Source organism: Methylobacterium phyllostachyos (genome assembly GCF_900103445.1).
Taxonomy (GTDB): domain Bacteria; phylum Pseudomonadota; class Alphaproteobacteria; order Rhizobiales; family Beijerinckiaceae; genus Methylobacterium; species Methylobacterium phyllostachyos.
On record NZ_FNHS01000001.1, the window covers coordinates 522,585 to 541,370 of the forward strand.

Consider the following 18,786-nt stretch of genomic DNA (forward strand, 5'->3'; position numbering starts at 1 on the left):
CATGGTCAAGGGTACGCTGCGCCCTTGGGCGTCCCATCACCTCATTCGGACGGTCGCCGCCGCCGAGAATGCCGCGAACCGCTCGGCCATCGAAGCCGCAAAGAGGGAACACCGCGCATGACGACCGCCTCCACGCCCCGCCTGCCCCCGGTCGCCCGGGGAGCCTGCCGCGCCATCCACGCCGCCCCGCCCGCTCTGCCGGAATCCCCGCCCGTCCCGCCGGCGGACGCCCCGGTCGAGGAGGTCCTGGCTAATCAGGCCGTGGCCCTCGTCAAGGCGGTGGAGGAGACCGAACCCGTGCTGATGAAGGCTGCCCGGGATGCGGCGCGGCTTCGCGCGCAGGAGGAGGCCGTCGCCGGCGCGAGCGAGACATACAACCGGCCGAGAACGCTGACGCACTTGGGCTACGGGCCCGAGCCGACGAGCCTCGATGAGCGTGCCCACGTCGCCAGGTGCCGTGCGGCGGGATTCTCTGGGGCGGCCGCGCGGCTGCGCCCGTTCCTCGGAATGGACCACCCCCGCGCAGGCGAGGCCCGCGACCTGCACGACAAACTGGTCGCCGCCGAGGCGGAGTGGAAGGCCAGGGCCGAACGGGAGCGCCACCCCTCGCGCGGGTGAGCGCCTCGTTGCTGTGGACGATTAACCAGCCTGTTAACCTTCGACCATCTCTCGACTCCAGCCGCGACGACCGCTTCGGCAGGGTCTTCTCGACGGCCGCACGGGCGGCCCGAAGATGAGGACCGAGATGACGAGGCGAAATTCGAAGCATCGGGAGCGCGAGATCACGGCCGAGCAGGTCCAAGACCTCATCGACATGGCACAAAAGAATAGTGCCAGCATGCTCGCCGCGGACGAGATCAACCAAGCGTACATGCTAGTGGCCATCTTCAACGCCGCTGACCGCGTCTATGGCCTATGGCCGGACTCATCCAAGCCCAGCGGATACGCGTACAGCATCATGAAGGGCGAGCCCGGTAGCGCCGCCATGCGGCGGGTCGCAGGGAATCCGGACATGCTCGTCGCCGGTGTTTTCCAGCAGGACGAAAACCACGTCGACCTGACGCGCCAGCTGTACAAGATGCTCGATGGCTGTGGCGTCAATGATGAGGCGTACAGGCTGGCATGGAGCATGTGGCTCGGAACCGTCCCCGCGAACATCGAGGCGACCAAGGCCCGCGTGCGGGCCGACATTTTCGGCTGACATCATGTGCTAACGACATGATGAGCGAGTGCCCCGGCGGAGATGCCGGGGCCTTTCGCGTTCAAGTGACGTGCTCGCAGACGACCGCGTTGAGCGTCGCCCCCGGCGGGCAGTCCCCGGCGACGGTCCGCCGGTACGGCCCCCATTGCCCGCATCCCCTGCAGCGGTAGCTGTCGAGCACCGCCGGGGTCGGCCAATGCCGCAGGCGGCTTGGGTCCTCTAGCCGCCACAGGTTGTGCCTCTCGATGTGCGCCTCGGCGTCCGCCTTCGAGACGGCATAGGACACCCACCCGCACCTGATGCACGTGACGCAGTCGGCTGGGATCTCCTGCTCACCCCTCGGCATCGTCGTCCTCCCCTTGCTGCCCGAGCCGCCGCTCCTCGGGAATTTCCGGCGTCGCAGCGAGGCGCTCCCGAATTTGGCCGAGCGTCACCGGGGCGTACGACCACCGGTCCACGCCTACGTCGCAGGACTGGCTGGTGTCCGGCAGGGAGCCGTGGGTGTGCCCGAAAAAATGGACGCTCTCCCGCCACGCGCCCGGCCACGCCCTCATGGGGTAATGGCACATGACGATGCGCTGGCCCTCGATGCGGCGGCTGACGAGGTCGTGCTGCTCGTGCCACGGCAGGTCCGTGACCCGCTTCCGGTCGTGGTTACCACGGACGAGGATCTTGCGGCCGCGCAGCCGGCGGAACAGGGAGGCGCACCGCTCCGGGCTTGCCCCGAGGGCGAAGTCGCCGAGGTGCCAGACCTCGTCGCGCGGACCGACGACGCTGTTCCACGCGGCCACGAGGGCCTCGTCGTGCTCCTGAATGGAGGCGAAGGGGCGGCCGCTCATCCGCAGGACGGACGCGTGGCCGAAGTGCGAATCGGCAGTGAAGTAGGTCGTCATAGGGGCAGCCTCCGTGAGGGGGGGCTGCCGCGCGCGGTCACGCCCCCGGGGGTGTCGTTCGGTTCGAGCGGGGGAGCGCTATTCGTTTCACGTCGGCCTCGATGGCTTGTGAGGGTGCGATGATCGCGGCGCGGACTCAGCCGGTCAACGGCGGCCGAGGGGTTATCCCTGGGCCTCACGCCGGAGTTGAACATAAGGGGCGGCGGGACGGCCGAGTGCCGTTATGTTCTGCGCATAAGGGGCCCCAAAGCGGCATAACCTGAACGTAGCGGCTGCCGCGCATCCGGCAGGCCCTTAGGGTGATGGGCGGTCCGGCGGGCGACCAGCGTTGAGGTCCTCGAACATGGCCCGACACCAAGGCACGTACTGGCTCGGCCCGCGCTTCCCCCATGGTTTCGGGCGCGGGCAGGTTCTGGTGATCCACCGCAACACGGTGTCGAGGTCGGCCCCGGGCCCGAGGCGCGCGGATAGCCGCTCCGTGTGGTAGTCCCCGCGGCGCCGGGGGCACCAGCAGCACGTCACGCGTACCCGTCGGTAGGGGAAATCGACCAAGCCGCGAGGTTCTCACATCCCGTTCTATGCCCCGTTGAACCCGTCCTCGTGTTCCCTATCTGTTCTAAAGAACGGAGGGGTCAATGCTCAGCTTTCAAGACGTCGCCGACGCAGGGTTCGAGGAGCGCGACGCCGTCATGCGCGCCCTGGCCGAGGACATGCTGGAGGCCTCCGGGCGCTACCGCGGCGGCCGCGGATTCGTCTCGGCCGAGCGGCCGCGAGATCGCGCTAGGGCCCTCGGCAGGGACCGGCGGGAGCGTCGGCCGCAGCGCCGGGCCTGCTAGGCCGCCTCCTTCCGCCGCGGAGCCGCCGGCTTGCGCTTCGTCCTAGGCGGTGGTGCCGGCACCGGGAGCAAGGCTAGCGCGGCCCGCTCGCGCTCGTAGGCGTCCAAGACCGCGGTGACCCACATCTCCATGCCCTCGGCCTTGAGGGCCATTCGCTGGCCGCGGTCGTAGTGAAGCCGCGTGACTGCTGCGGTCCGTTCCTTCTCGTTTTCGTCCTTGCCCTCCTTGTGGGAGAGGATGGCCGACGCAGCACCGCCGAGCCGGCGGTCTCCGAGGAATGAGCCAATCGTGCGCCGGGCATCATGCGGCGTCCACGGTTCGATTCCGTGCAGCGCGAGAAGGTTCGCCCGGCCGGGCTTCGGGTCTCCGTACTGGTCGAGGCCCTCTAGGCGCCAAAGCAACTTGTTGACGGCGCTCTGGTGGGCATGGCCTTCGCCGCGGACGGACGGACACGCCCATGGTGACGGCTCGTCGAGCTCGGCCCAGAGGCGCTTCAGAACCGCCGTCGCCTGCGGGGGCAGCGGCAAGGCGTGCGGGCGGCTGCCCGACTTGCCTCCCTTCATCTCGACCCCGGTCCAGTTCGCACTGACCCAGCCCGGCATCCCGTCGAGGGGGTAGAGGCGGTCGTGCCGAAGAATCGACGTCTGGTAAGTCCGCTGTCCCGTCAGGACGGTGAGCCACAACATCGCCAGGGTGCCGGTCCCGGTCGCATGCTCCGTCTGGCCAAGGGACCGGTGCCGCTCAGCGAGGGCGAGCGTACGGGCGAGCTCCTCGATCCGGGGGACGTGGTCGCGCTTGCCCGACGCGTAATCGATGCTCCACCGCAGCCACCATTCGTACTCGAACGCGTCGAGGCCGCTAACACCGGCATTGAACTTCCATGCCCATGACATCGCTTCCTTGCCCTGCTGGACGACGCGGTGAGCGGCCGACGCGGTGTTCGACTTCAGGACGGAATTACGGACCCCCTCCAGGTCCTTGATGCGGATGTCGGAGACAAGCCGGTCGCGGATGCGGTCGAACGCCTGGTGACGCAGATAGCTCTCGTACTGCGCCCGGTAGGTACCCTTCAGCTTAGGAAGCTTGGCGACGAGGAACTCGTCTACGAGGTCGCGCCATAACCAAGGCCCGTGGGCGCGCCGGTCAGCCTCGGTCTGCGCCGGCGTGTCGTCCACCGCCGCGGCGACCTCGGCGGCCGAGGATTGGTCCCCCGAATCCCCTAGCGATGCCTCGAACGCGGCGACCTGGCGCCGAGGGTCCCGGCCGCGCTTGAGGCTGATGCGTGCGAGGGTGGCTTGGTCTCGCGCCTGCTCGACGGTGATGCGGCTAGCCTCGCCCAGCCTGACAGTGGCGTGCTCGGTCTTGAGCATGAACGTCGATGCCGTCGGGGTAATCCGGAGGATGAGGCCGGGCGTCCGGGTGTCTGCGAACTCGATGCCCCGCCCCGGGACGCGTCCCCGCTCAATCATGTCCTCGCCGCGCTCGACGTGTTCGAGAGCCAGTGACACCCGCTTCCGCGTGTACGCCGCCGGATTCGCCGTGGCCTTCGTCACCGCCTTCGCCATGCCTCGCCTCGGCCTGTTCCGCGTGATACCAGCCAATACCAGCCGCACCGGGAAACCGGGCGCAACGGGGCATCCTACGCACGAACGCGGATTTCCGCTGTATTCTCAGTGGGCTGTTTAATGGGTCGTGGTGGCTTTAGCGGCTGAAATTCAGTCGGGGAACCAGCCTTCCAAGCTGAATACGAGGGTTCGATTCCCTTCACCCGCTCCATCCCGCGCCGCCGATTGCCGCGGTGCGGCAGACGTGTTCCGGATCAGGCAGGCGTCATGAAGGTATCGGCCGACCTGTGCATCGTGCCGATGGGAGTCGGCCCCTCGGTCTCGCCCTACGTGCGAGAGATCAAGGCGATCATCGAGGCGAGCGGACTCACCGCCACGATGCATCCCAACGGTACTAACATCGAGGCCGAGCTGTCCGAGATCTGCGCCCTGGCCGAACGCTGCGAGGCGCGGCTCGCCGAACTCGGTGTCCAGCGCACGTTCTTTACGCTGATCTTCTCGACCCGCCGGGACAAGGATCAGTCCATGGCCGACAAGCTCACGGCCGTCTCCTGACGCGGCCCCGCGCGGCGTGACACCGCGCCCGCGCGGCTCCGGATGTCTCACCCGTGTCAGGCGCAGCCGGCATGCTCACAGCCGGGGTGATCCTTGTGGCCCTCCGCGTACGCGTCGCAGCAGGATGACGCAGACGTAGTCCTGGCAGGCGCACTTCACCATCTCGACATCGACGCCGGCCATAGCCTCTTCCCCGCTCGATACGTGCACGAATCGACGTTGGATGTGCCGCGCCGCGAACGGAAGCCGGCCGGCGCCGCAGTGACGCGCCCGCGATCCCGATCCCTTCCTCGCGCGTTCACCCTGTCCGGTCACTGGGGTGCCGGGTGGGAGGACGGCATGGCCGAGCAGGAGAACGGTGAGATTCGGATCGAGCCTTACGATGGCCCGGCCGGCGGCTGGGGCTCCGCGCGCTCCCTGGTCGAGATCCTCACCCGCGAGGGCGTGCCGGTCACCGGGTCGGCGATGCTGCTGAAGCAGAACAAGCCGGACGGATACATGTGCACGTCCTGCGCCTGGGCGAAGCCGGCCAAGCCGCTGGCCTTCGAGTATTGCGAGAACGGCGCCAAGGCGACCGCCTGGGAGCAGACGCGGCGCCGCGCCACCCCGGATTTCTTCGCCGCTCACACCGTCACCGAACTCCGCGGCTGGAGCGATTACGCCCTGGAGGAGCAGGGCCGCCTCACCCATCCCCTGCGCTACGATCCCGAGACCGACCGCTACCGCGTGGTCTCCTGGGGCGAGGCGATGGCCGAGATCGGCCGGGAGCTGAAGGCCCTGCGCGAGGCCGATCCGAAATCGGTGGTGTTCTACGCCTCCGGCCGGGCCTCGTTGGAGACCAGCTACATGTGGGCGCTGCTGGCCCGGCTCTACGGCAACAACAACCTGCCGGATTCCTCTAACATGTGCCACGAGCCGACCTCGGTGGCGCTGCCGCAATCGATCGGCGCACCGGTGGGCACGGTCCTGCTGGAGGATTTCGAGACCACCGACCTGATCTTCTTCTTCGGCCAGAATGTCGGCTCGAATGCACCACGGATGCTGCACCCGCTGCAGGAGGCCCGGCGTCGGGGGGCGCAGATCATCACCTTCAACCCGCTCCGCGAGCGGGGCCTGGAGCGCTTCACCGATCCACAATCACCGGTGGAGATGCTGACGCGATCCTCGACCAAGATCTCGACCCAGTACCATCAGGTGAAGGCCGGCGGCGACCTCTCCGCACTCACCGGCCTGTGCAAGGCGCTGCTGACCATGGACCGAGAGGCCGAAGCGGCGGGCCGGCCCCGGGTTCTCGACCATGCCTTCATCGCCGAGCACACCCATGGTTTCGCGGATTTCGTCCGGTTCTGCGATCGCCAGGACTGGGCGGTGCTGGAACGGCGCTCCGGCCTGACCCGGCGCGCCCTGGAGGCCGCGGCCGAGGTTTACGCCCGGGCGAAGGCGGTGATCGGCATCTACGGGATGGGCCTGACCCAGCACCGTAAGGGCACCGAGACGGTGCGGATGCTGGTCAACCTGCTGCTCCTGCGCGGCAATATCGGCAAGCCCGGGGCCGGGATCTGCCCGGTACGGGGCCATTCGAACGTGCAGGGCCAGCGCACCGTCGGCATCACCGAGAAGCCGGAGTTGGCACCGCTCGATCAGTTGAAGGACCTCTACGGGTTCGAGCCGCCGCGGGAGAAGGGGCTCAACACGGTGGAGACCTGCGAGGGCATCCTCGACGGCAGCGTGCAGGCCTTTATCGGGCTCGGCGGCAATTTCCTGCGGGCGATACCCGATACCGGCCGAATGGAACCCGCCTGGCGGCGGCAGCGCCTGACCGTGCAGATCTCGACCAAGCTCAACCGCTCACACCTTGTGAACGGGTCAGTCGCCTATATCCTGCCCTGCCTCGGGCGCATCGAGGTCGACCAGCAAGCGAGCGGACCGCAGGCGGTCTCGATGGAGGATTCCACCGCGCGCTTTCACGGCTCCCGGGGGGTGGCTGAACCGGTCGGGCCGCACCTGCGCTCGGAGCCCTGGATCGTGGCGGAGATCGCCAAGGCGACGCTGCCGCCGAACTCCCGGATCGACTGGGATGCATGGGTCGCCGATTACGGCCGCGTGCGCGCCGCCATCGAGGCCACCTACCCGAAGGTGTTCCACGACCTGAACGGGCGGATGTTCCAGCCCGGCGGCCTCACCAAGCCGCTGGGCGCCCGCGACAGGAAATGGGAGACGGAAACCGGCAAGGCCAACTTCGCGGTGCCCGAAGGGCTCGAAGCCGACCCGGATCTGCCGTCTCGCGGACACGACGTGCTCGACCTCATCACCCTCCGGTCGAACGACCAATTCAACACCACGGTCTACGGCTACGACGACCGCTTCCGCGGCGTGAAGGGCACCCGTGCCGTCCTGTTCATGAACCGGGCCGATATCGCCCGGCTCGGCCTGAAGGATGGCGGCGCTGTCGACGTGGCGACTGAGGCGGGCGATGCGGTGGCCCGGCAGGTCGCTGGCCTTCGGGTCGTCGCCTACGACATTCCCGAGGGGAATTGCGGCGGCTACTATCCCGAGCTGAACGTCCTGCTGCCGCTGTGGCACTACGACGAGCAGTCCAAGACCCCAGCCGCCAAGGCGATCACGGTGCGGGTGACCGCCTCGACACGCGCAGCCTGAGAAAGGCGGTCCGAGAGAGAAGGCGTCTGGCGCACGGCCATTCTCTCCGGCAAGGAACCGCCATGGATCAGGCGACACCACCGGACGCGCGGCCGGACATGCTGGGGGACACGCGCCTGCGTGCGCTCCTCGACCGGATCGCCGCCGGGGCTCCCGTGCGCGAAGCGGGTTCGGACCTCGCACATCTGAGCGCCTCGCGCGATGCGTTGGCCACGGCGGGTTTCGGCGCCGATCCCGAATCGGGCGGGCTGCCACTGGCGGAGGCCGACCTGTCCCGGGCGCGCATGGAGGAAGCCGACTTCTCCGCGGCGAACCTGCGCCAGGCCAACCTCGTCGGGGTGGTCGGGCGCTCCACCCGCTTCACCGGCGCGATCCTCGAGGCGGCCGACCTCTCCGAGGCCGATCTGTCGGGGGCGGATTTTTCCGGCATCGTGGCGGGACAGGTGAAGTTCGCGGGCGCCATGCTGGAGGATGCGCGCTTCGGGCAGGCTGCGATGCGCTTCGCCGACCTGTCCGGCGCACTCCTCGACGGAACGGATTTCGCCGACGCCGACCTCTGGGGCGCGGATTTCACCGGGGCCGACGCCGACGATACCGTCTTCCGTGGCGCGCGCCTTGATGAGGCCAAGCTCACCGACGCCAACCTGACCCATGCGGATTTTGCCGGGGCAAGCCTCACGAGGGCGAGCCTGGCGGGCTCCCGGCTTCGCGGGGCGAATTTTTCGGGGGCGAAGCTCGATGGGGCGGATCTCTCCGGCGCCGATCTGTCCGACACCGATCTCGTGCGCCTGAACCTCGCCACCTGCCAGCTGCGGCACGCTCGCTTCTCGGGCGCATGGCTCAATGGGACGCGGATGAGCGTCGAGCAGCTCGGCGGCGCGGTCGGCGAGGAGGTGGCGGGCGCCTTCGAGGCCGCGCAGGCGAGCTACCTCGCCCTGGAGCAGAACTGGAAGAGCATCGGCAGCCACGATGCGGCGAGCTGGGCCTACAAGCGCGGCCGCCGAATGGGCCGCTTTCACGCCGGCCGGCAGGCTCGCGACGCCTGGCGCGCGCGCGACTGGGCCGGCGCTTTGCGACACGGCTACCGCTGGAGCGCCGACCGCTTCGTCGAGTGGTTGTGTGATTACGGCGAGAGCCTATCGCGCATCGCCCGCGCCTTCGCGCTGCTGATCGCGGTCTTCGCGGGCCTCTACGGCCTGACGGGGGGCCTGATCATCCTGGAGGGGCCGGAGGCCGGGCCGACCTACAACCCCCTCGATCTCCTGAGCTACAGCGCCCTCAACATGATGACGGCCAATCCGCCGGAGATCGGCCTCAAGCCCACGGGCCGCGTCACCAACCTGCTGGTCGGCATCGAGGGCGCAGTCGGTATCATCCTGATGGGGCTCTACGGCTTCGTCCTGGGCAACCGCCTGCGCCGGTGAAGGCGGAGCGGCTGCGCCGTCACTCGCCGTCGCTCAGCCGCTCGATCACCAGGCTCAGATCCTTGCGGAGCGCCCGGATCTCCGGCTCACTCAGCTCAAGCTGGCACATGACGCTCTCGCGAACCGAGACGGCATCGGCCCGGAGCGCGGCGCCTTGCGGCGTCAGGGCAATCTCGACTTCGCGCTCGTCCGACTGTCGGCGGGTGCGCAGGAGGAAGCCCGCACTCTCCAAGCGCTTCAACACCGGCGTCAAAGTGCCGGAGTCGAGCCGGAGCCGCCGGCCGATCTCCGAGACCGTGACGCCGTCCTGCTCCCACAGCACCAGAAGCACAAGATATTGCGGATAGGTCAGCCCCAGGCGCTCCAGCAAAGGCCGGTAGGACTTCGTCATCCGATGCGCGGCCGCGTAGAGCGCGTAGCAAAGCTGGTTATCGAGGAGGAGCGGATCCGTCTCGCGCTGAGCCTCCACCGTGTCGGCAGTATGAACCATATCGTTCGCCTATCGCGGTCCAGGCACCGCACCTCTCGACCGCGACCGCGGGTTCGTCATTATACCACAACACTTGAAGCCGGCGCACGAGCTTCGACCAAGGCATCCACGTCCATACAGTCCCGACTTTGTCACAACGCGGACGGCGGCGAAACGAGCGACGCCAAGCTGTCGAGGAGACCGGCCTCGTCCTCCAGCGTGCGCAGGTCCAGGAGGATGGCGTCGTCCTGAATGCGGCCGATCACCGGCACGGGCAGATCGCGCAGGCGCTCGGCGAGGCGCTTGCATCGCCCACCCGCGCCACGGCGTGCCGGTTCTCCGGCCGCTTCCGGGGTCAGGACCAGGGCGGCGCTGGGCAGCGTCTCCACCGGCAGCGCGCCGGACCCGATCTGGCTGACGCACTCCGAGACTGAGACGGCCGCCCGGCCGGCCAAGCGCTCCGCCACCGCAGGGGCGAGGCGTTCAGCCTGCGCGGTGATCGCCGCGCGGTCCCGGGTGAGCAGCCGCAGGGTCGGTAGTTCCTCGGCCAGCCGCTCCGGGTGGAGGTAGAGCCGCAGGACCGCTTCGAGCGCCGCGTAGGTCATCTTGTCGACCCGCAGCGCCCGCTTCAGCGGGTTCTTACGCACGCGGGCAATCAGATCCGTCCGGCCCGCCACGATCCCGCACTGGACCGCGCCCAGCAGCTTGTCGCCGCTGAAGGTGACGACGTCGGCGCGCTCCAGCGCCGCCCGAACGGTCGGCTCGGGGGGCAGGCCGTAGGCGGCGAGATCGGCGAGGTTGCCGCTGCCGAGGTCGTCGGCCAGCGGCACGCCGCGCTCCCGGCAGAGGGCATAGAGCGCCTCGGGGTCGGCCTCGGCCGTGAAGCCCGCGATGGCGTAGTTGCTCGGATGCACCTTCATCACGAGGCCGGTGCGCGGGCCGATCGCCTCGGCATAGTCGCGCAGATGGGTGCGGTTGGTGGTGCCGACCTCGCGCAGGCGGCAGCCGGCCCGCACCATCACGTCCGGCACCCGGAACGAGCCGCCGATCTCCACGAGCTCCCCGCGGGAGACCACGACCTCCTTGCGCATGGCGAGCGCGTTGAGCACCAGCAGGACCGCGGCCGCGTTGTTGTTGACGACCACCGCCGCCTCAGCGCCGGTCAGGCGGCAGATCAGGGCCTCGACATGGTCGTCCCGCTCGCCGCGGGCACCGGTCGCCAGATCGAATTCGAGGTTGCTCGCCTGCACCATCACGGCCGCCACCGCCTCGGCCGCCGAGCGGGGCAGCAGCGCGCGACCCAGATTGGTATGCAGCACCGTGCCGGTGAGATTGAAGACCGGCTTCAGGGACGGGCGCCGCTCGGCGGCGAGCTGCCGGCAGGCGGCCGCCCGGATCGCCGCCGCCTCCGGAACGGGGCCGGCCTCCGCGCGGAGGCCAGCCAGCACAGCCCGGATCGCGCCGGTGAAGGCGATACGCCCGTAGGCGGCGAGATCCGCCGGGGACGCGCCTCCGACCAGGCGCTCCACCGACGGGATGCGCCGGGGGCTTGGCGCCGGGTCGTCGGAGGTCGAACGGGTCTTGTTGAATGAAGGCATTGCGAAACCAGAGATAACGATCCGGCTGTGTTGAGCCAGTCCTGACCGCCGTGGATAATCCGCGCAGGTTGTTTGGCTTCCGGCACGCCGTTAAGGGCAAGTACGCGAAAAATCGCGGGCGCCGGCACTCCTCATCCTTGCGGGGCGGTCCGGACTGCGCGATCACGCCATTCCGTCACGCACCGCGGGAGGAGCCGCCATGTCCCGATCTTCTGCTCCCATCTACCCGATGATCCTGTGCGGCGGGACGGGCACGCGGCTGTGGCCGGCCTCGCGCGAGAGCATGCCCAAGCAGTTCGCCCGGCTGGTCGATGCCGAGCGCTCGACCTTCCAGGCGACGCTCGCGCGGGTCTCGGACGCGGCCGTATTCGCCAAGGCCACCGTCATCGCCTCGGCGGAAGCCCGCTTCATCGTCGCCGAGCAGCGGGACCAGATCGGGCTTGCCGCCGACATCCTGCTCGAGCCGCAGGGCCGCGATTCCGCCGCCGCCGTCGCGGTCGCGGCCCTGCACGCCTCGGCCAGCGACCCTCAGGCGGTCGTCCTGATCATGGCGGCCGATCACGTCGTGCCTGACCCCTCGGCCTTCGTCGACGCCGTCGTCCGCGCCGCCGCAGGCGCCCGGGCCGGCTTCACGATGACGCTCGGCATCGAGCCCGACCGCCCGGCCACCGATTACGGCTATATCCGCCGCGGCGAGCCGATCCACGAGGCGCCGGGCGCGGCCCGCGTCGCCCGCTTCGTCGAGAAGCCCGATCGCGCCGGCGCCGAGGCGCTGATCACCGACGGCGCCCTTTGGAACTCCGGCTACTTCCTGTTCCGCGCCGACCTGATGCTGGCCGAACTCGAAGCCTTCGTGCCCGAGGTGTTGGCGGCCGCCCGCGCCGCCTACGAGTCCGCGGTGACCGATCTCGACTTCGTACGCCTCGACGCGGCGGCCTTCGCGCAGGCGCCCAAGATCTCGATCGACTACGCGGTGATGGAGCGCACCGCCCAAGCCGGCGTGCTGCCGGTGTCGTTCGCGTGGTCGGATGTCGGCACCTGGGACGCGGTCTGGCAGGTGCTCGACCATGACGAGGCCGGCAACGCGGTACGGGGCCGGGTGTCGCTGATCGGGACGCGGAACAGCCTCGTGCACAGCCAGGGCGAGGGCCTGACCGCGGTGGTGGGGCTGGAAGATGTGGTGGTGGTCTCCACGCCCGACGCGGTGCTGGTCGCCTCCAAGGCGCATTCAGGTCAGGTGAAGGAGCTGGTGAACGCGCTGCGGGCCTCCGGCGAGCCGGAGGCGGACGCGCATCTGCGGATGTACCGCCCCTGGGGCTGGTACCAGCGGATCGATATCGGCGAGCGGTTCCAGGTGAAGCGGATCCAGGTCGTTCCGGGCGGGCGGCTGTCTCTCCAGAAGCACTACCACCGGGCCGAGCACTGGGTCGTGGTGCGCGGCACCGCCGAGGTGACGATCGACGACCGGGTTGTCCTGGTCCATGAGAACGAGGCGATATACCTGCCGATCGGGTCGATGCACCGGCTCTCCAACCCGGGCAAGATCCCGCTGGAGCTGATCGAGGTGCAGGTCGGCTCCTATACCGGCGAGGATGATATTATCCGCGTCGAGGATATCTACGGGCGCTGAGTGGGCTGCCGCGTGCGGCGCTCGATCCTGCGGGACGCCGGGTGGCCGGTATCGAGACAGGTTTGACACGCGGAAGAGCGCGCGTGCTTCTCGATAGCGGCCGTGTGGTGCCCCGCGTGCGAAGGCGGCAGGGTTTGGGCAGGGCCATCGCCCGCCATGTCAGGCGCGCAGCGTAGCGCACAGCCCCGGCGGTCGCATCGGCGGATCGGCGGATCGGCGGATCGGCGGATCGGCGGATCGGCGCGCCTACGATTGAAGCGCGAAGCGCAGCAAGATCTGCATCACCGAAGGCAAGCCGGCCGATACGGCTGCGGAACCATGGTCCTCAGCCACTGACCGCCTTGCGTGCCGCAAATCTCGCATCACACTGAACTCATTCAACAAGATGTCCGCAATCGGTCATTGAGCTGACGGTCGCGATCGCTGCGACTAGACGTCAACGGCCGACCCCGCCAAGCCTGGGGCCCAGATCCGCCAGCGCGCGCCGGGTCGCACCGCATCCGACTATCGCGGAAGGACGCATCATCGCCGCATCCCCGCAACCGGGATGGGGCGCGTGCGATGCCATACGGCCGGCGCTGTGGAAGACAGCGCCAAGGCGATGAACGCGCTGGTCGCGGTGTTCCCGCTGATGCTGATCGTGACGCTGACGATCATCATGCTGCAGGTGCGATCGTTTACGACGATGCTCATGGCGTTCGCGACCGCGCCGCCGGGCCTTGTCGGCGCCGTCCCGACCCTGCTCGTCGTCCACCAGCCCTTCGGCTTCGACGCGATCCTGGGCCTGATCGCGCTGTCGGGCATCCTGATGCGCCACACGCTGATCCTCGTAGACCAGATGCACCACGACCGTGCGACAGGGCTGTCGGACTACGGGGCCATCGTCGAGTTGACCGTGCGGCGGGCGCGTCCGGTGAGCCTGACGGCGGTCGCCATACTGGCCTTCATCTCGCTGACCCACTCGCTGCCCTGGGGGGCGCTGGCCTACGCGCTGATCGACAGGGTCGGCATCGGGACGCTGCTGACCCTGCTGTTCCACCCAGCCCTCTACGCTTTCGAGTTCCGGGTCGGGCGGTCGCCGCGTCCAACGAGGGCTGCCGTAGCGGGAGCGCCAGCCGGCCACACGCCCTGACGAAGCGTCCGCACGGCAGCTCCTTGAATGACGCCACGCATCTATATGTGAGGCCCTATCGAAGGATCAGAGCATGCCCCGCGTCTCCCAGGAACAGGCCAGACAGAACCGGCAGCGGGTCGTCGAGGTTGCAGCGGCCCTGTTCCGCGAACGTGGACTGCACGGGGTTGGGGTCGCCGACATCATGGCCTCCGCCGGGCTGACCCATGGCGGCTTCTACGGCCAGTTCGCCAACAAGGATGCTCTGGCGGTCGAGGCGTTCGACGCGGCACTGGCGGAGGAGCGCCAGGGAATGGGCGACGCCCTCATCGCGAACTACCTGTCGCCCACACATGTCCAGAATCCCGGGAGAGGATGCCCGCTCGCCGCGCTGGCGAACGACGTGGCGCGGGAGCCGCCGGACAGCCCGATGCGTGCCCACTTCACGCGGGGCGTCGAGAGCCTCGCCACCATCCTCGCCGGGCTGACGCCGCGGCTGTCCAAAGAGCGGCGCCGCCAGCAATCCCTGGCCGCCCTCTCGACGCTCGTGGGCGCCGTGGTGCTGGCTCGCGCCGTCGATGACCAGGCTTTGGCGAAGGAGCTGCTCGAAGCGGCCACTGCATCGACGACCCGGTAGCGGCTCGAGATCCTGCTCACCGCATTCGGCCCCGGGAATCCCGGCTCCCATCGACGCAGTATGACCCAGGCCCGCCCCACAGCCGTCCCAACCATCGCGGCTAGCGGCGCCCCGCGGCCGAACCTCCTCGGCCCGAGGAGGGTCCAGAGCACGGGCCGGAAATCCCGCCCCTGTCGGTGAGGACGGTCACGGTTTGGGCTACGCGGAAGCGCGGTAACGCTCAGCGGCGTGGGACTGCGCGAAGTTCGGGACCATCGCAAGCCGCGCGGCCTCGAAGATCTGCCACTGCCCGGCATCAGGCAGGGGTGGGATCGTCACGTCCTCGCGTCGGTCGAAGCCCGAGAGCGCCGCATCGACGAGTTCGCCGACCTCCATGACACCCGGAAGCATGTTCACATCGCGCCCGGAGCGCTCCCAGATTTCGGTTCGGGTTGCCGCCGGCAGGACGGCTTGGACGTAGACGCCCTTCGGACCCAGTTCGCGCTGAAGACCCTGGCTCAGGAACAGCATGTAGGATTTGGTCGCCCCGTACACCGTCATGCCGAATTCGGGCGCGAGTCCGACCACGGAAGCGATGTTCACGATGCCGCCCGTCCCGGCCTGCACGAAGCGTGGCGCGACGGCGCTGGCGAGTCGCGTCGGCGCCGTGACATTGAGGGCGACGAGCGCGGCGGCCGCAGCGGGATCCTGATCGAGGAAGCCCCCGTGACCGGCGGCCCCTGCGTTGTTCACCAGCACGCCGATGCGTGCATCCTCCCGGAGCCGGGCCTCAATCCGAAGCAAATCGGCCTCGACCGTGAGATCGGCGGTGAGCACGTCGATGGCGACGCCTGTCTTGGACCGCAGTTGGTCGGCCAAGGTCGCGAGGCGCGCCGTATTCCGGGCGACCAGGACGAGGTCGTGACCGCGGCGTGCGAAGCGATCGGCATAGGTGGCACCGATCCCCGAAGAGGCACCGGTGATCAGGATTGTAGGCTTGTCGCTCATGGTCGGAGTTCCATCCGCTGAGCATGACGGTCATCATGCCGAATTTAGATGATGAATGTCATGATAACGATCAAGACTGCTCGCACGCCGCGCGTGTGAGATTGCGCACACGCAGGTCCGTCGCGGGCCGGCCGGGGGGACCTATCGGGCGAGCCTCGGCAGGGCTGACAGCCGGTTCCACAGGCGGGGCTTCGCCGCGGCGAACGTCGAGGCGGCGCGGCACGGGCGAAGCACGGGCCATCAGGACGGCAAGCGGCCGGTGCCAGACGCCCCCAGAGTCGCGACCGTGGGGGCGCCCGGGAGCAGCGTGGCCCCTGCGACCCAGCGACTGCCCTCTCACCCAGGAACAAAGCACCCCACCCGAGGGATAGCCATAGGTGCGACCGGTGCGGCCTTGTTGGGCCGCGCGAGCGCATGTTCGGATCGCAGGGGTTCACCGCATGAAGCACAAGCCGCTCCGCGAGCAGGTCATCGTGATCACCGGCGCGTCATCGGGCATCGGCCTCGCCACCGCGCGGATGGCGGCCGGGTACGGAGCCCGTGTCGTCCTGGCTGCGCGCAGTGGCGACACCTTGGCCCGCGTACAGCAGGAGATCGAAGGCGTCGGCGGCAAGGCCGTTCATGTTGTCGCGGATGTCGGAAACCGCGCGGACGTGCAGGCGGTCGCCGACCGGGCCGTGGCGACCTTCGGCGGCTTCGACACCTGGGTGAACGTGGCGGGGGGCTCGATCTACGGAAAGCTGCGCGAAATCAGCGACGCCGACCACGAGCGGCTGATCCAGACCAACTTCTGGGGAACGGTCTACGGCTCCCTGGTGGCGACCGAGCATCTGCGGCAGCAGGGCGGCGCCCTCATCAATGTCGGCAGCATCGCCTCCGATCTCGCCTTTCCGTATCAAGGGATGTACGCGGCCTCGAAACACGCGGTGAAGGGCTTCACCGACGCGCTGCGCATGGAACTCCTCTACGAGAAGGCGCCGGTCTCGGTCACCCTGATCAAGCCCGCCTCGATCGATACCCCCCTCCCCCAGCGCGCGCGCAACTACATGGACCGCGAGCCGAGCCTGCCGCCGCCGATCTACCCGCCCGAGGAGGTGGCGAACGCCATCCTGCACGCGGCCGTGCATCCGCAGCGTGACATCTTCGTGGGCGGCGCCGGCAAGGCCTTCACGGCCGGCAAGGAATTCGCACCCGGCGCTTACGATTATCTCGCCCCGGCGATCATTGCCCTGCAGAAGCGCAAGAGCGCCCCCCGCAACCCGGACGGCGCCCTCCACGCGCCCGTGCCGGCCGGCGAGACGCGGGGTGATCCACCCATTCCGGTCATGCGGACCAGCGCGTACACGCGGGCGACGCTGCACCCGCTCGCGGCAGCGGCCGGCCTCCTGGGGGTTGGGGCGGCCACGGCCCTGGCGGTCATGGGTCCCACCAGCCGCAAGCGGCGCTCGTAATTGGCGGCCTCGGTCGAAACCCTGCCCGGATCGGCCCAGCCCGAGCAGGAGGCGCAATGTGATCCCCGCATCGTGCCGCGCCGGATCGTCCGCCTGACCGACGACCGAACGATCGCCTATGCGGAAACCGGGTCCGGGCCTGATCTCGTGGCAATCCACGGGACCCTCATGTGCCTGGAGGATCTCTGGCTCGGGCCGGTGCCGGCCCTGGCCGAGCATTTCCGTGTGGTCGCGGTCGATCGTCCGGGCCACGGCTTCAGCCTGCGCCCGCGCGGGCAGGCGGGCGATCTCTGGGATCAGGCAGAGCGGATCCGCGAGGCGGTGCAGCACCTCGGTCTGCACCAGCCAGTGATCCTCGGGCATTCCTTCGGTGGTGCGGTGGCGCTGGCCTACGGCCTCCTCTATCCCGACGAGATTACCGGGGTGGTCTCGGTCGCGCCGATCTGCTTCCCGGAGCCGCGCCTGGAGCATGTGCTATTCGGGCCCCGGGCGCTGCCCTTCGGGGGCGATGCGCTTTCTCGGCTCCTCGGTGCGACGAGCGACAGGGCGCTGCTGCCGCTGCTCTGGAACGCGATGTATTTCCCGCGCATGATGCCGGACACGGTCGCCCGAAACTTCCCGTTCGACCTCGCGGCACGACCCGCGCAGATCACGGCAGAGGGCGAGGATGCCGGTTGGCTCTGGCCGGGCCTGACCCGCAGCATGCTGGCCTATCCGAGTCTGCGGGTCCCGGTGCGCCTGCTCGCCGGCAGCGCCGATCTCGTGGTGAACACGGCCGTGCACGCGCAGCGCGCCGCCCGGATGATACCCGATGTGCAGTTCGAGCTTCTGCCCGGAGCCGGGCACATGCTGCACCACTTCCATCCCGACGCGGTCGTGCGGGCCGCCCTGTCGCTCCGGCCGTCGTAGCGCGGGTCCCGAAGGGCCTCTTCAGGTTTCGCCGCGCATGGGTCTCATGAGAGCGCCGAGCAGGAAACCGAGCTGCCCGCAGACGAGCAGAGCCAGCCCGCGGCGCATACTGCCGCTGGCGCTGAGGTGATGGATGTACATGCCGTAGGCCAACTCACCAGCGACGATCGGCGGGAACGCCAGCAGCCACCATGCCGAGCCGAACCGCCCCAGACCCAGCCCGAGCAGCGCGTTCAGCAACAGACCCTTCATCGCCGCCCGTCCCCGCATCCCGGCATGGGCCAGGTGGTAGACCGATCCCGCCCGCCGCGCCATCGTGCTCGGATCCGTCCCAGTCGCGGCACTTCCGGCTTGAGCGCCCCGTCCTAGCGGCTTCCGCGCTGGGCGAGGACGGCCGGGACGGTGCGCAGCATGATGGCGATGTCCCGGCGCAAGCTCCAGCGGCTGGCATAGTCCAGATCCAGCGCCACACGCTCGGCATAGCTCGTGTCCGACCGGCCCGAGACCTGCCACAGCCCCGTCACCCCCGGCGGCACCGCAAAGCAGGTCGCAAACGCCCGGCCGTAGCGCGCGACCTCGGCCGGGACGATCGGGCGCGGGCCGACCAGGCTCATCTCGCCACGCAGGACGTTCCACAGCTGGGGCAGCTCGTCCAGCGAGGTCTTGCGTAGCACCTGGCCGATCGCGGTGATGCGCGGATCGTTGCTGAGCTTGTGCGTCTCGGCCCATTCGGCCCGGGCCTGCGGGTCGGCGGCCAGGTGCCGGGCGAGCACCGCCTCGCCGTCCGGGACCATGGAGCGGAACTTGAGGCAGCCGAAGCTGCGCCCGTCGCGGCCCAGGCGCCTGTGGCGGAAGATCGGGG

General features: G+C 69.1%; 18 protein-coding genes and 1 pseudogene. 11 read left to right on the forward strand and 8 right to left on the reverse strand.

Going from position 1 to position 18,786, the window contains the following annotated elements; translation table 11 throughout:
• Positions 1 to 117 precede the first annotated feature (117 nt).
• Both BLQ49_RS02620 and BLQ49_RS02625 read left to right on the forward strand, forming a co-directional pair.
• Complete coding sequence (locus tag BLQ49_RS02620; protein ID WP_167627606.1) at positions 118 to 618, forward strand: hypothetical protein; 501 nt, start codon at positions 118 to 120, stop codon at positions 616 to 618.
• A gap of 115 nt (positions 619 to 733) precedes the next feature.
• Positions 734 to 1,201: a hypothetical protein gene (locus BLQ49_RS02625; RefSeq protein ID WP_091713019.1), complete on the forward strand. Its 468-nt coding sequence runs from the start codon at positions 734 to 736 to the stop codon at positions 1,199 to 1,201.
• 61 nt (positions 1,202 to 1,262) lie between these two features.
• On the opposite strand, the gene BLQ49_RS02630 is transcribed toward BLQ49_RS02625, so the two are convergent.
• The gene (locus tag BLQ49_RS02630) at positions 1,263 to 1,487 is read right to left on the reverse strand and encodes a hypothetical protein (RefSeq protein ID WP_143012195.1); all 225 of its coding nucleotides are present in this window, start codon (positions 1,485 to 1,487) and stop codon (positions 1,263 to 1,265) included.
• Between the two features lie 46 nt (positions 1,488 to 1,533).
• Entirely contained in the window at positions 1,534 to 2,094 is a 561-nt protein-coding gene (locus BLQ49_RS02635) for a metallophosphoesterase family protein (protein ID WP_091713022.1), read from the reverse strand.
• 635 nt (positions 2,095 to 2,729) lie between these two features.
• Between BLQ49_RS02635 and BLQ49_RS02645 the strand changes: the two genes are divergently transcribed.
• Positions 2,730 to 2,930, forward strand: a complete 201-nt coding sequence (locus tag BLQ49_RS02645) for a hypothetical protein (RefSeq protein WP_091713026.1) — start codon at positions 2,730 to 2,732, stop codon at positions 2,928 to 2,930.
• On the opposite strand, the gene BLQ49_RS02650 is transcribed toward BLQ49_RS02645, so the two are convergent.
• Positions 2,927 to 4,495, reverse strand: coding sequence for an integrase arm-type DNA-binding domain-containing protein (locus tag BLQ49_RS02650; protein ID WP_091713028.1), 1,569 nt, complete (start codon positions 4,493 to 4,495; stop codon positions 2,927 to 2,929). The genes BLQ49_RS02645 and BLQ49_RS02650 overlap by 4 nt on opposite strands.
• Before the next feature lie 267 nt (positions 4,496 to 4,762).
• Between BLQ49_RS02650 and BLQ49_RS02660 the strand changes: the two genes are divergently transcribed.
• The 3 genes from BLQ49_RS02660 (at position 4,763) to BLQ49_RS02675 (ending at position 9,132) form a co-directional block, all read left to right on the forward strand.
• Positions 4,763 to 5,050, forward strand: coding sequence for an MTH1187 family thiamine-binding protein (locus tag BLQ49_RS02660; RefSeq protein ID WP_091713030.1), 288 nt, complete (start codon positions 4,763 to 4,765; stop codon positions 5,048 to 5,050).
• Positions 5,051 to 5,389: 339 nt separating this feature from the next.
• Complete coding sequence (locus BLQ49_RS02670; RefSeq protein ID WP_091713032.1) at positions 5,390 to 7,708, forward strand: FdhF/YdeP family oxidoreductase; 2,319 nt, start codon at positions 5,390 to 5,392, stop codon at positions 7,706 to 7,708.
• A 62-nt stretch (positions 7,709 to 7,770) separates the two neighbouring features.
• Positions 7,771 to 9,132 (forward strand): pentapeptide repeat-containing protein, encoded by a 1,362-nt coding sequence (locus BLQ49_RS02675; RefSeq protein ID WP_091713034.1) that lies wholly within the window; start codon positions 7,771 to 7,773, stop codon positions 9,130 to 9,132.
• A 19-nt stretch (positions 9,133 to 9,151) separates the two neighbouring features.
• On the opposite strand, the gene BLQ49_RS02680 is transcribed toward BLQ49_RS02675, so the two are convergent.
• Positions 9,152 to 9,622, reverse strand: a complete 471-nt coding sequence (locus tag BLQ49_RS02680; RefSeq protein ID WP_091713035.1) for a MarR family winged helix-turn-helix transcriptional regulator — start codon at positions 9,620 to 9,622, stop codon at positions 9,152 to 9,154.
• 131 nt (positions 9,623 to 9,753) lie between these two features.
• Entirely contained in the window at positions 9,754 to 11,199 is a 1,446-nt protein-coding gene (selA, locus tag BLQ49_RS02685; RefSeq protein ID WP_091713037.1) for an L-seryl-tRNA(Sec) selenium transferase, read from the reverse strand.
• Positions 11,200 to 11,398: 199 nt separating this feature from the next.
• Here selA and BLQ49_RS02690 point away from each other — a divergent pair, with 199 nt between their 5' ends.
• From BLQ49_RS02690 to BLQ49_RS02700, 3 genes and pseudogenes are all read left to right on the forward strand, one after another.
• Positions 11,399 to 12,829, forward strand: coding sequence for a mannose-1-phosphate guanylyltransferase/mannose-6-phosphate isomerase (locus tag BLQ49_RS02690; protein WP_091713039.1), 1,431 nt, complete (start codon positions 11,399 to 11,401; stop codon positions 12,827 to 12,829).
• A 559-nt stretch (positions 12,830 to 13,388) separates the two neighbouring features.
• Positions 13,389 to 13,961: pseudogene (locus BLQ49_RS02695) on the forward strand (efflux RND transporter permease subunit); the annotation flags it as partial.
• 73 nt (positions 13,962 to 14,034) lie between these two features.
• On the forward strand, positions 14,035 to 14,577 hold the full coding sequence (locus BLQ49_RS02700; protein ID WP_091713041.1) for a TetR/AcrR family transcriptional regulator: 543 nt from the start codon (positions 14,035 to 14,037) through the stop codon (positions 14,575 to 14,577).
• Positions 14,578 to 14,775: 198 nt separating this feature from the next.
• On the opposite strand, the gene BLQ49_RS02705 is transcribed toward BLQ49_RS02700, so the two are convergent.
• Complete coding sequence (locus tag BLQ49_RS02705; RefSeq protein ID WP_091713043.1) at positions 14,776 to 15,564, reverse strand: SDR family NAD(P)-dependent oxidoreductase; 789 nt, start codon at positions 15,562 to 15,564, stop codon at positions 14,776 to 14,778.
• Positions 15,565 to 16,004: 440 nt separating this feature from the next.
• On the opposite strand from BLQ49_RS02705, the gene BLQ49_RS02710 reads away from it, so the two are divergent.
• Both BLQ49_RS02710 and BLQ49_RS02715 read left to right on the forward strand, forming a co-directional pair.
• Positions 16,005 to 17,015 carry an SDR family oxidoreductase gene (locus BLQ49_RS02710; RefSeq protein WP_091713045.1) on the forward strand — a complete coding sequence of 337 codons (1,011 nt, stop codon included), beginning with the start codon at positions 16,005 to 16,007 and terminating at the stop codon, positions 17,013 to 17,015.
• On the forward strand, positions 17,016 to 17,924 hold the full coding sequence (locus BLQ49_RS02715) for an alpha/beta fold hydrolase (protein ID WP_091713047.1): 909 nt from the start codon (positions 17,016 to 17,018) through the stop codon (positions 17,922 to 17,924).
• Between the two features lie 21 nt (positions 17,925 to 17,945).
• On the opposite strand, the gene BLQ49_RS02720 is transcribed toward BLQ49_RS02715, so the two are convergent.
• Complete coding sequence (locus BLQ49_RS02720; protein WP_244507399.1) at positions 17,946 to 18,239, reverse strand: hypothetical protein; 294 nt, start codon at positions 18,237 to 18,239, stop codon at positions 17,946 to 17,948.
• Between the two features lie 50 nt (positions 18,240 to 18,289).
• Positions 18,290 to 18,786 (reverse strand): sugar transferase (locus BLQ49_RS02725; protein ID WP_091713048.1); only part of this gene is annotated, 497 nt, incomplete at its 5' end.